General features: G+C 63.7%; 9 protein-coding genes and 1 pseudogene. All 10 read left to right on the forward strand.

Annotated elements, in window-relative coordinates:
- Window positions 1-154 precede the first annotated feature (154 nt).
- The 10 genes and pseudogenes from CCR95_RS03640 (at window position 155) to CCR95_RS03685 (ending at window position 12033) form a co-directional block, all read left to right on the forward strand.
- On the forward strand, window positions 155-1528 hold the full coding sequence (locus tag CCR95_RS03640) for a Calx-beta domain-containing protein (protein WP_201091963.1): 1374 nt from the start codon (window positions 155-157) through the stop codon (window positions 1526-1528).
- 289 nt (window positions 1529-1817) lie between these two features.
- Window positions 1818-3365 (forward strand): 2,3-bisphosphoglycerate-independent phosphoglycerate mutase, encoded by a 1548-nt coding sequence (gene gpmI / locus CCR95_RS03645; RefSeq protein WP_201091964.1) that lies wholly within the window; start codon window positions 1818-1820, stop codon window positions 3363-3365.
- A 3-nt stretch (window positions 3366-3368) separates the two neighbouring features.
- Complete coding sequence (locus tag CCR95_RS03650; protein WP_201091965.1) at window positions 3369-4208, forward strand: thymidylate synthase; 840 nt, start codon at window positions 3369-3371, stop codon at window positions 4206-4208.
- A 223-nt stretch (window positions 4209-4431) separates the two neighbouring features.
- Window positions 4432-6153, forward strand: a complete 1722-nt coding sequence (recJ, locus tag CCR95_RS03655; RefSeq protein ID WP_201091973.1) for a single-stranded-DNA-specific exonuclease RecJ — start codon at window positions 4432-4434, stop codon at window positions 6151-6153.
- A gap of 30 nt (window positions 6154-6183) precedes the next feature.
- Window positions 6184-6744, forward strand: coding sequence for a ribosome biogenesis factor YjgA (gene yjgA, locus CCR95_RS03660; protein WP_201091966.1), 561 nt, complete (start codon window positions 6184-6186; stop codon window positions 6742-6744).
- A 29-nt stretch (window positions 6745-6773) separates the two neighbouring features.
- A pseudogene (locus CCR95_RS03665) lies at window positions 6774-7259 on the forward strand (IS607 family transposase); the annotation flags it as partial.
- Window positions 7260-7323: 64 nt separating this feature from the next.
- Window positions 7324-8442: an RNA-guided endonuclease InsQ/TnpB family protein gene (locus tag CCR95_RS03670; RefSeq protein WP_338115339.1), complete on the forward strand. Its 1119-nt coding sequence runs from the start codon at window positions 7324-7326 to the stop codon at window positions 8440-8442.
- Between the two features lie 35 nt (window positions 8443-8477).
- Window positions 8478-9494: a glycosyltransferase family 2 protein gene (locus CCR95_RS03675; protein WP_201091968.1), complete on the forward strand. Its 1017-nt coding sequence runs from the start codon at window positions 8478-8480 to the stop codon at window positions 9492-9494.
- Between the two features lie 2 nt (window positions 9495-9496).
- Window positions 9497-11182, forward strand: coding sequence for an ArnT family glycosyltransferase (locus CCR95_RS03680; RefSeq protein ID WP_201091974.1), 1686 nt, complete (start codon window positions 9497-9499; stop codon window positions 11180-11182).
- On the forward strand, window positions 11179-12033 hold the full coding sequence (locus CCR95_RS03685) for a phosphatase PAP2 family protein (RefSeq protein ID WP_201091972.1): 855 nt from the start codon (window positions 11179-11181) through the stop codon (window positions 12031-12033). The genes CCR95_RS03680 and CCR95_RS03685 overlap by 4 nt, the downstream gene beginning before the upstream one ends.
- Window positions 12034-12277 lie beyond the last annotated feature (244 nt).

Consider the following 12277-nt stretch of genomic DNA (forward strand, 5'->3'; position numbering starts at 1 on the left):
TGAATGGTGCCGTTTTTAACGACTTCCGAAGAATGACAGCTTGGACAAATCATGGCTTCGTGTTCGCTCTTTAATCAATGGGGATGGATAGCGTACTACGCTCTCACTACTTTTTGCAGGACTACCCTGGAACCGTCTGCTGCCCCTCGGCGCCATGCTGCTGGCCGCCTTCCCCGTCCTGGCCGGCACGACCACCTACACCTATGACACCCTCGATCGCCTCACCCGCACCGTGGCCGGCGATGGCACGGTCATCGACTACAGCTACGACGCGGCGGGGAATCGCACCAGTCATGTCGTTCAGATCGCGACCTTCGCCCTGACGCTCGCCAAAGCCGGCACCGGGACCGGCACGGTCAGCGGCGGCGGCACCTACGCGGCCGGCGCCCGCGTCACCCTCACCGCCACCCCGGCGACCGGCAGCACCTTCGCCGGCTGGAGCCCGAGCCCCTGCGCCGCCAGCTTCACCATGCCGACCAATGCCCTAACCTGCACCGCCACCTTCAACAGCACTGCCAGCGGTGTGACCCTGCGCATCGCCGACGTCAGCAAGGCCGAGGGCCACTCAGGCACCACCACCGCCAACTTCACGGTGACTCTGTCCCCGGTCAGCACCGGTACCATCACGGTGAAATACGCCACTGCTAACAATGGTAGCGCGTCCGCCGGCAGCGATTACACCACCGCCAGCGGGACGCTGACCTTTACCGCTGGTCAGACCAGCAAGACGGTGGCAGTGAACGTGATCGGCGACAATGTCAAGGAGGCGAACGAGACCTTTGTCGTCAACCTGAGCGCACCCACCGGCGCCACCCTCGCCGACGGTCAGGGCCTGGGCACCCTGCTCAATGACGACGGCCCTGTCTTACGAATGGTCGATCTGAGCAAGGCCGAGGGTAATGCCGGCACCAGTCATGCCACCGTCAAGGCGACCTTGACGCCCGCCAGTACCGGCACCGTCACCGTGAAATACGCGACCGCCAACGGTACGGCCGTTGCGGGCAGCGACTATACTGGGGCTAGTGGTACCCTTACTTTCGCTGCGGGGCAAACCAGCAAGACCTTTCCCGTGCCCGTCATCGGGGACACTCTCGTCGAAACCAACGAAATCCTCCTCGTCAATCTGAACACCGCCACCGGCGCGACCATCTTCGACAATCAAGGTCAGGTCACCCTTCTCAACGATGACGGTCCGGTGCTGCGCATTGCCGACGCGAGCAAGACTGAGGGTAATACTGGCACCAGCCCCGCCAACTTCGCGGTGACCCTGTCCCCGGCCAGAAACGGCACCGTCACGGTGAAATACGCCACCGCTAACGGGACCGCCCTGACAGAGAACAAAGACTACAGCGCCACCAGCGGGACGCTGACCTTCGCTCCGGGGCAGACCAGCAAGACGGTGGCGGTCAGCGTTACTGGAGATAAGGTGAAGGAGCCCAAGGAGACCTTCGTCGTCAACCTGAGCGCACCCACCGGGGCGACCCTGTTCGACAGTCAGGGACTGGGCAATATCCTCAACGACGATTGATCGCCTCCGAGACGTTCGGGCTATCAACACATAGGCGCGGGCAAGCCCGCGCCTATGTGTTGCCGACGCCGCATGTCTGCGTATCCACCCTCTGGAGCGCCACCCCGCCATCGTCCCGATGGGTTTTCGGACTCCCTCCGCCGATGGAGCATTTAGGCAGCGCGAAAGGTCTACAATAGAGCCTTTGCCAGCGGGCAAAGGTGCCGGTTGCGAAGACTGGATCGATGGCGGGCGACGGCCCTGCCAACCAGCCCGTGACCTGCCCCGCCATGCTGGAGGAGAGTGAGCGATGAGCAACCCCATGAAAAACCTACCCCGTCGACCGGTCATCCTGATCATCCTGGATGGCTTCGGCGTCAATCCCGCCAAGGCCAACAACGCCGTCGCGCTTGCCAGCACGCCGAATCTGGATCGCTATTTTGCGACGCATCCGCATACCACCATCCAAGCATCGGGTCTGGCGGTCGGTCTGCCGGATGGACAGATGGGCAATTCCGAGGTCGGCCACATGTCGCTCGGTTCCGGCTGTGTGGTGCGTCAGGATCTGGTGCTGATCGACCAGGCGATTACCGATCACAGCTTTTTCGAGAATCGCGTGCTGGTCGCCGCCGCCAAGGCCGCCGCCGCGCAGGGCCGGCCCATTCACTTGATGGGCCTGGTCTCGGACGGTGGCGTGCACAGTCATGTCAGCCATCTGGTCGCGCTGATCAAGCTCTGCAAGTTCCAGGGCGCGCGCCCCATGGCCCACCTGTTTACCGACGGTCGCGATACCGCCCCGCGTTCGGCGCTCAATTATCTGAACGCCGTGGAAGGCGCGCTGGAGGTTGCGGGCGGCAAGGTCGCGACTGTTTCCGGGCGCTATTACGCCATGGATCGGGACAATCGCTGGGACCGCACCGAATTGGCTTGGCGGGCCATGGTGGATGGCGAGGGAGAGCACGCAGCCAGCGCGCGCGAGGCGATCACGGCCTCCTACGCCGCGGGCCAGGACGACGAGTTCATCCGTCCCACCATCGTCGCGGGCGGCGAGTCGATCCAGGACGGCGATCAGGTCGTCCACATCAATTTCCGCAAGGATCGCCCGCGTCAGTTGGTCATGGCCTTCTTCAAGCCCGATTTCGAGCACTTCGACCGACGTGGCGTGATCGGCGTCAAGGTCACCTGCATGATGGAATATGACGAATGGTTCGGGCTGCCCTTCGCCTTCGACCACGACATGCCCAAGACCACGCTCGGACAGATCCTGAGCGACGACGGTCTACCGCAGTTCCACTGCGCCGAGACCGAGAAATACGCCCATGTCACCTTCTTCTTCAACGGCGGGCGCAGCGATCCCTTTCCCGGCGAGGAGCGGGCGCTGATCCCCTCGCCCAAGGTCGCCACCTACGACCTGCAACCCGAGATGAGCGCCCCGGCGGTCGCCGATGCCGTGATCGAGGCGCTCTCGCGGCGCACGTTTCCCTTCATCGTGGTCAACTTCGCCAACGGCGACATGGTCGGGCATACCGCCGTGCGCGCGGCGGTCATCGCGGCGGTCGAGACGCTGGATCGCGAGGCCGGGCGGGTCATGGATGCCGCGGTGGCGGCCGGCTATTCGGTGATCCTGACCGCCGATCACGGCAACTGCGACGAGATGGTCGATCCGGTCACCGGCGAGCCCCACACCCAGCACACGCTCTACCCGGTGCCCTGTCTGATCGTTGACGAAACGCCATGGCGTCTCTCGATCGGCGGCGGACTCAAGGACATTGCGCCCACGGTGCTAACCCTGATGGGTATTCCGGTGTCCGAGCGGATGGATGGGCATTCGCTCCTGCTCGGCCCGGTCACGGTCTGATCCATGCGGGCCTATTTGGATCTGCTGCGCGATGTCGTCGAGAACGGACTCGACAAATCCGACCGGACCGGGGTTGGCACCCGCTCGGTGTTCGGGCGGCAGGTCCGTTTCGATCTGCGCGCCGGCTTCCCCCTGCTCACCACCAAGCGCGTGCACACCAAGAGCGTGATTCACGAACTGCTGTGGTTTCTCTCCGGCTCGACCGACAACCGGCGATTGAACGCACAGGGCGTCAGCATCTGGGACGAATGGGCCGCCGAGGACGGCAACCTGGGGCCGATCTATGGCGCCCAATGGCGCAGTTGGGCCTGCCCCGACGGACGGACGATCGATCAGCTTGCCGAACTGATCGCTACCATTCGCGCTCGTCCCGACTCGCGCCGGCTGGTGGTCTCGGCCTGGAATCCGGCGGACCTGCCGGACGAGTCCATCGGTCCGAGGGACAACGCCCGTGCCGGGCGCATGGCGCTCGCCCCCTGTCACTGTCTGTTCCAGTTTTACGTCGCCGGGGGGCGTCTGTCCTGCCAGCTCTATCAACGCAGCGCCGATCTGTTCATCGGCGTGCCCTTTAACATCGCCAGCTATGCGCTGCTGACGCAGCTGATCGCCCAGCAATGCGATCTGGAGGTTGGCGAATTCATCCACACCTTCGGCGACCTGCATCTCTATCGCAATCATCTGACCGATGAGATCGTTTTCGAGCAACTCGCCCGCGAATCCCGGCCACTGCCGACTTTGCGTCTGCTGCGTCGTCCAGACAGCCTGTTCGACTATCGCTTCGAGGATATCGAGATCGTCGACTATGCTCCGCATCCGGCGATCCGCGCGCCGATCGCCGTTTAAAGGTATCGCCTTCGCAACTGATATCCAGACATGGCCTTGGCTGGGTGGGGCGGAGCGGGTTTCAAACCCGCCCCCACGTCCGGTGATCGCGTTCGATGGCTATAATGTCCCGAAAAGCCGAATCCGCCAGCGAATCTGCGATGTCGCACGCGCCTCCGTCGTGCAAAGAATCGGGATCGTCGTTTCCCAACACCGCTTGACCGATCAGGTCCATCAGACGCCCGTGACGCCCATCCAGATCCGCCGCATTCCGAACCATGCCGACATCGCCGTCGCTCGTACCCCCGCGGAACTGCTCGCCGCGCTTTATGCCAATCGCGGTCTGACCGATGCGGGCGATGCCGCGCCGGGGCTCGGCGCGCTGGCGTCCATGGGCGCGCTGCACGGACTCGACCGGGCGGTGGCGTTGCTCGCGGACCAGCTTCGCGCCGGCGGTCATCTGCTGATCGTCGGCGACTATGACGCGGACGGCGCCACCGGCAGCGCGCTTGCCGTGCGCGGTCTGCGCGCGCTGGGCGCGGCGCGGGTGTCCTATCTGGTGCCCAGCCGTTTCGCCTTTGGCTATGGTCTGAGTCCGGCGGTGGTCGAGGCGGCCCTGACGCAGCGACCGGATCTCATCGTCACGGTCGACAACGGTATCGCCAGCATCGCCGGGGTCGCGCGGGCGTGTGAATTGGGCATTCCGGTGCTGGTCACCGATCATCATCTCCCCGGCGACCGACTCCCGGACGCCGCGGCCATCGTCAATCCCAATCAGCCCGATTGCGCCTTTCCGAGCAAGCATCTGGCGGGCGTGGGCGTGGTCTTCTATCTGCTGGCCGCGCTGCGCGCCCATCTGCGCGAAACCGGTTGGTTCGAGGCCGGTCGGGTCGCGCCGAATCTGGCCGAGCTGCTGGATCTGGTCGCGCTCGGCACGGTCGCGGATGTCGTGACCCTGGACCGCAACAACCGTATTCTGGTTGAACAGGGTCTGCGACGCATCCGCGCCGGGCACTGTTGTCCGGGAATCCTGGCCCTGTTGCAGGTGGCGGGCCGAGATCCGACCCGCGCGACGACCACCGACCTGGGCTTTTTCGCCGCGCCCCGGCTCAACGCGGCTGGGCGGCTGGAGGAGATGTCGCTCGGCGTCGAGTGTCTGCTGACCGATGACCCGGCGCGCGCTTTTGAGATAGCCCAGGAGCTGGACGGTCTCAATCGCCGCCGACGCGAGATCGAAGGCGAGATGAAGGATCAGGCCGAATTGCTCCTGGATGCGCTCTGTCTGGATGGCGAGACGCTACCGCCCGCGCTCTGTCTCTTTGGCGAGGACTGGCATCAAGGGGTGTCGGGAATCGTCGCGGCGCGCATCCGCGAGCGTTATCATCGCCCCGTGATCGCCTTCGCCGAGGCCGGCGACGGTCTGCTGCGCGGCTCGGCGCGTTCCATCGACGGGCTGCATATCCGCGACGCCATCGATCGGGTCGACCGCCGTCATCCGGGTCTGATCGAGCGTTTCGGCGGGCATGCGATGGCGGCTGGCCTGACCCTGCGCACGGAAGGTCTGGATGACTTTCGGATCGCCTTCATTGAGGCGGTCCGGGCGCAACTCGGGGATCTCCCGCGCCAACCCGAGATCCGTTCCGATGGCCCGCTGCCCGGCGGGTTGATGACGCTGGACACGGCGGAAGCCCTGCGGCTGGGCGGCCCCTGGGGCAAGGGCTTTCCAGAGCCTTGTTTCGACGGCGGCTTCGAGGTGCTGCAAGCGCGGATCGTGGGCGAGCGTCATCTCAAATTGCGAGTGGCCATGCCCAACGGCGAGCCGATCGACGCCATCGGGTTCAACCTGGGCGAGAAGCTGCCCGAGGCGCGGGGCCGGGTTCGACTGGCCTATCGGCTGGACGTGAACGACTATCGCGGCGTTCGCTCGCCGCAGCTAATCCTTGAGGATCTGCAGGCAGACCTCTGACTAAACGCCAGGATTTCCGAACCCATACCGATGATTGAACATCAATACGATCCCGACCGGGATGACGACGAGCAACCGCCCGAAGGTCCAAGCAAGAGTCAAATCAAACGCGAGAAGCTGGCGCTGCAGGCGCTGGCCGAGCGTCTGGCGGGCATGCCGCGCGCCGAGCTGGAGCGCTTGAAACTCAGCCCGGCGACCTGGACCGCGCTCGACGAGACCTCGCGCATCAAGGATATACGTGCACTGGGACGGCACTGGAAGCGGATCGCTAATCTGCTGGAGAAGGAGGATATGGCGGCCGTCCATGCGCTCATGGATCAGGCGGGGGAGCGCGAGCGCGAACTGAACGCTCGTCACCATGCGCTCGAACGCTGGCGCGAACGTCTGATCGCCGAGGGCGATGCGGCGCTGGCGGACTTCATCAAACAATGTCCGGCGGTCGACCGTCAGCAGCTACGAACGCTGATCCGCGCCGCCCAACGCGATACCGAGCGCGGCAAGCCGGACGCGCCGCGCAAGCTGTTTCGGTATCTGCGCGAGGCGATGGAGACGGCGGAAGGTTGCGTAACAGTTAGCAATACGCTACTATAAGATTACTTTTACTAACTTTCGCTTAACGCATGGCCTACGTCCCCCTCCGCAAGGCCGTTGCCGAACTTGGACTACATCCCAACACGCTCCGCCGCTATGCCGACCACGGACTCATCCACACCATCCGCAACGCAGCCGGGCAACGTCTCTTTGACGTGGACGCCTACCTGCAGCGAGCTGTCGATGCCGCCGTTGTCATCTATGCCCGTGTCAGCAGCGCCAAGCAACGCGACGATCTCGTTCGACAAGTCGAACGTCTGCGCACGGCCTACCCCCACGCGGAAATCGTCCAAGACATCGGCAGCGGACTCAACTTCAAGCGCAAAGGACTGCGCGCCCTACTGGAACGACTCCTGCGCGGCGATAAGCTCCGGGTTGTGGTTGCCCACCGTGACCGACTCGCCCGCTTCGGCTTCGACCTTATCGCTTTCCTCGTCGAGCGCAACGGCGGCGACGTCGTGGTTCTCGATCAGCCGATGGAGCAATCCCGAGACGCCGAACTCACCGCAGATCTACTCGCCATCCTTCACCACTTCGCTGGCCGACTGCACGGGCGGCAAAGCCATCAAGGCCAAACGGATTCGCCTCTACCCGACCACGGAACAGAAGAGCCTGTTTCGGCAATGGCTCGGAACCTCAAGAGTCGTCTACAACGCGACCGTCACGCATCTCGGTCTGCCCAAGGAGGAACGGGCGGGGCATTGGATGGGGGCGGCGAAGATCGTCCTGCCGAGCCTGCCGGATTGGGCATGGCCGATCCCCTACCAGATCAAGAAGATCGCCGTTGAGGACGCCTACAAAGCGTTCGCCAACGGCGTGCGCCAGTGGAAACAGACCGGCGAGCCGTTCGACCTGCACTACCGCAGTCGCAAAAACCCGAAGCAATCCTGCTTCATCCCGTCGTCCGCCTTGAAAGCGGCGGGCATTTACCCGCGGATTGCCGGGAGCCTCAAACGCGCCGAGGACTTCCCGGACAACCCGCGCGATTCGCGCCTGATCTGCGAGCATGGCCGATGGTTCGCGATCGTCCCCTTTCGTGTGCCCATCCTGCCGACCGAGAACCAAGGTCGCGTGGTGGCGCTCGATCCGGGCATCCGTACCTTCTTGACCGGCTTTGCCGAAGATCAGGCGTTCAAGATCGGTCATGGCGATTTCGCCCGCATTGCCCGTCTCTGCTATCACTTGGATCGCCTGCTCTCAAAGATCGCCAAGGCCAAGTGTCGGCAGAAAGCCAGACTCAGGAAGGCTGCGCACCGGCTGCGCTGGAAGCTTCGCGATCTGGTGGACGAGTTGCAGTTTCAGGCGATTCGCTTCTTGCTCGACCGCTTCGACATGATCCTGTTGCCGACCTTCGAGACCAAAGCAATGTCGGCGAAGTCCAAGCGCAAGATTCGCGCGAAGTCGGTCAGGGCGATGCTGGGCTACGCCTTCTTCCGCTTCGGGCAACGTCTGGAAGCGGCGGCGGAGCGCGTCGGGAAAGTCGTGCGGCGGGTCAACGAAGCCTATACCAGCAAGACCGCCAGTTGGACCGGCGAGATAAAACAGATCGGCGGCGCGAAGACGATCACCAGCGGTGGCATCACCGTTGACCGTGATCACAATGGCGCACGCGGGATTTTCCTGCGGGCCTTGGTAGATACGCCCTCGCTCAGACATGAGCGTGCATGTGTTGGCGCTTGCGAGCAAGCGTTAGCATAAAAGTATCGGTTGATACAACAATGGACGCGAATTCAATGAATGCTCCCGCTGACACTGGCTCCGACAGACGCCCTTCGCTGTCGGTCGTGATCCCCATGTACCAGGAAATCGACAATGTCGAACCCATGGTGACGCGGGTCCAGCAGGGGCTGGCCGGCTACCGGGGCGACTGGGAGCTGATCTGCGTCGACGACGGCAGCCGCGACGGCACCGGCGAACGTCTGCGCGCGCAGGCCGCCCGGATCGGCGGCCATCTGCGCGTGATCCGTCTGCGGCGCAATTTCGGTCAGACCGCCGCCATGCAGGCGGGTTTCGACGCCGCTCGCGGCGAGCTGATCGCGACCCTGGACGGCGATCTGCAGAACGATCCGGCGGACATCCCGCGTATGGTCGACGAACTGCTGGCGCGCGACCTGGATCTATTGCAAGGCTGGCGCCGGCAACGCCAGGATGGGCTGGTGATGCGCAAGATCCCGTCGCGGATCGCCAACCGACTGATTGGCAAGGTCACCGGGGTGAGGCTGCACGATTACGGTTGCAGCCTCAAGGTCTACCGGGCCGAGGTCATCCAGGAGGTCACCCTGCTGGGCGAGATGCACCGCTTCATCCCGGTGTGGGTGGCCGGGGTGACGGCCCCGGAACGCATCGGCGAGACCGAGGTGGGTCATCAGGCGCGTCAGTTCGGCGTCTCCAAATATGGCCTTTCGCGAACCTTCCGGGTGCTCCTCGATTTGCTGGCAGCGTTCTTTTTTCTGCGCTTCGGCTCGCGTCCCGGTCATTTTTTCGGCATGATCGGGATCGTTTTCGGTCTGGTCGGCACCCTGATGATGACCCATCTGCTGGTGGTGAAATTCGTGCTGGACCAGAATATCGGGCATCGTCCCATGTTGTTCGTCTCGATCCTTTTGGTTGTCGCCTCGATTCAGTTTTTGACCACCGGCGTGCTGGCCGAACTGCTCACGCGCACCTTTTATGCATCCGGCGAGCGCACCCACCATCGTATCCATTGGCAATCCGATCCCGCGACGGCGGGCTGGAAGGTTCCGACATGACCATGACCCCGGAGTTGAACGCCGACAGGCAACCCGTCTGGCTGACGGCCATGGGCCGGGCCATGACCTCGCCCTGGTTCCTGCTGCTTGTCGTGGCGCTGAGTTTTTTCTGGCAGTTGGGGGCTGTGCCGCTCTACGATCTCGACGAAGGCGCCTTTGCCGAGGCAACCCGCGAGATGCTGGACAGCGGCAACGTCATCACCCCGCACAAGGATGGCGAGCCGCGCTACGACAAACCGGCGCTCATTTATTGGTTGCAGGCCGCCTCGACCGAGGCATTCGGATTCAACGAATTCGCCCTGCGGCTCCCCTCGGCCGTGGCCGCGACCTTCTGGGTGCTGGCACTCTGGTTGTTCGTGCGCGCGCGTCTGGACGCGCCTACCGCCACGGTCGCCGGACTGCTCATGGTGCTGTCCCTTCAGGTCTCGCTGATCGCCAAGGCGGCGGTCGCCGACGCCGTGCTGAATCTCTTCATCGCGCTGACCTTCTTCGAGATCTACCGCTATTTCCTGGATCCGGACCCCAAGACCAATCGCCGCTTCATTCTGCGCGCCTATCTCTGGATGGGGCTGGGCTTTCTAACCAAGGGGCCAGTAGCGGTCTTCTTCCCGGTGCTGGTCAGCTTCCTGTTCTTTCTGTCCGAGATCCGCTGGTCCAAGCAAAGTCTTTTGGTGGCGCTGCGCTGGTTCAGGGCGGCCTTCTCGCCGCTCGGCTGGCTGGTGTTTCTGCTGGTGGCCGGTCCCTGGTATCTCGCCATCTATCTGGACGACGGCGCGGACTTCTTCCGCAGCTTCTTCCTGGAGCACAACGCCGGGCGTTTCGACGAGGCCATGCACGGACATGCCGGTTTTCCCGGTTATTACCTAGTCATGCTGCCGCTGATCCTGTTGCCCTTCACCGGTTGGTTTCTGAGTCTTTTCAAGGCATCTCGAACCGCCTGGTCGGATCCGCTGGAGCGTTTCCTCTGGATCTGGTTTTTGACGGTCTTCGTCTTTTTCTCCTTCTCCGGCACCAAGCTGCCGCACTATCTGCTGTACGGCGCCGTACCGCTCTTCATCCTCATGGCCCGGCATCGCGACCGGCTGACCAACCGCTGGCTGGCCTTCGCGCCGCCACTGCTCTTGCTCGCGCTGCTGGTCGCCTTGCCGCTGATGCTCGATACCATCCTTCATGTCATCGAGGGGATCGCGACCAGTCCCTCGGCCGAGGTTCGGGCCATGCTGGAACTCAAGGCACATGAATCGGCGCTGCTGATCGATGGCCGACGGGCGCTCGACCTTCCCTATGGGCTTGCCGTCCTGACAGGTCTGGCGGCGATGATCGTGCTGCTGCGCTGGTCGCGACCGCCGCTCTGGCAGCGACTGGTGCTGGCCGGCTTGGTGCAAACCTGGGTAGTCTATGGCTTTCTCGTGCCGCGCGTGTTCGAGGCGATGCAGGCGCCCGTCAAGGAGGCGGGTCTGATGGCCAAACAGCTCGATCTGCCGACCGTCGTCTATCGCACCTCGATGCCGAGTTTCAGCGTCTATCGCGACGCCATCACGCCCAAGCGTCCGCCGGTGGCGGGCGAGCTGGTGTTTTTACGGGTCGACAAGCTGGATTCGCTGACACGGGATTACCCCGAACTGCGGCAGGAGATCGTTTATCGGCGCGGCGCGGTCGCGCTGGTCCGCATGCACTCCATGCCATGACCGAGAGCGCGCCGACCTTTCCGCTCCGGGACTGGCATGAGCGCCTGGCCGCCGGAGCGGCACGGACTCCGCTGGAATCGCCGGACGGCGCCCGCTGGCTGGCGCGCTGGGCCTGGGTCTGCTTGATCGTCGCGGCGACGCTGGTGCTGGCGTGCGGTTATCACGCCGGATTCATCCGCCTGAACGCCTTTGCCGCGAGTTATCCGGACTGGATCTGGCAATGTTTCACGGTGCTGGGCGACGAGCGGGTGCCCTTTGCGCTATCGCTGTTTTTTTCGCTGCGCTATCCGCGGGTGTTCTGGACGTTGATCCTGTCCGCGCTGATCGCGATCCTCTACAGTCGCGGGTTCAAGGAACTGGTCGATTCAGTGCGTCCGCCGGGCGTGCTGGCCGCCGACGCCTTCCATCTCATCGGCCCCGGCCATCGGCATCACAGCTTCCCGTCGGGTCACAGCGTCACGGCCGGGGTCTTTTTCGGCGTGCTGATCTACCATGCCCGCTTGGTCGAGTGGCGCTTGCTCTTTCTTCTGCTCGCGATTCTCGCGGGGTTCAGCCGGGTGGCGGTCGGGGTGCATTGGCCGGTGGATGTCGCGGCGGGTCTGCTGGGCGGGGCGCTCGCGGCCTGGCTCGGCGCTCGGTTCGCGGCGCGCTGGCCGGGACCGGCAACCGATGTCAGCGTCCATCTGGCCATCGTGACGCTGGCCGTCGTTCTGGCCATCGGCATGCTCTATGACGATGGCGGCTATCCAGGAGCCGCGCTCATGCTTCAGGGGCTGGGCGTTGGCGCGCTCCTGAGCGCGTTGTTGCAGTATCTCGTCTTGCCGCTGTTGCGAGGGTGGCGAGACAGTTGACCGCCGAGAACCTAACGCCCGGTTAAGCGGCCCCGCTGGCACAGCCTTGCAGAATGAACACCGCGCCGTCTGCGGGGTCCGCCCTTTAGAGGAGATCCGGTTCAGAATTTGCTTAATCTGTCAATCACCATCCAAAAGTTACCAGGCATCAACATCGAATTTTTTCCAGTTGAACGAGCGACTCAGAGGGTCTGACTGGCCTTTTTGCGTTGCTTGAACCGGTAGGAATCATTGCCGGTTTCGA

This window comes from Thiocystis minor, from assembly GCF_016653465.1.
Classification (GTDB): domain Bacteria; phylum Pseudomonadota; class Gammaproteobacteria; order Chromatiales; family Chromatiaceae; genus Chromatium; species Chromatium minus.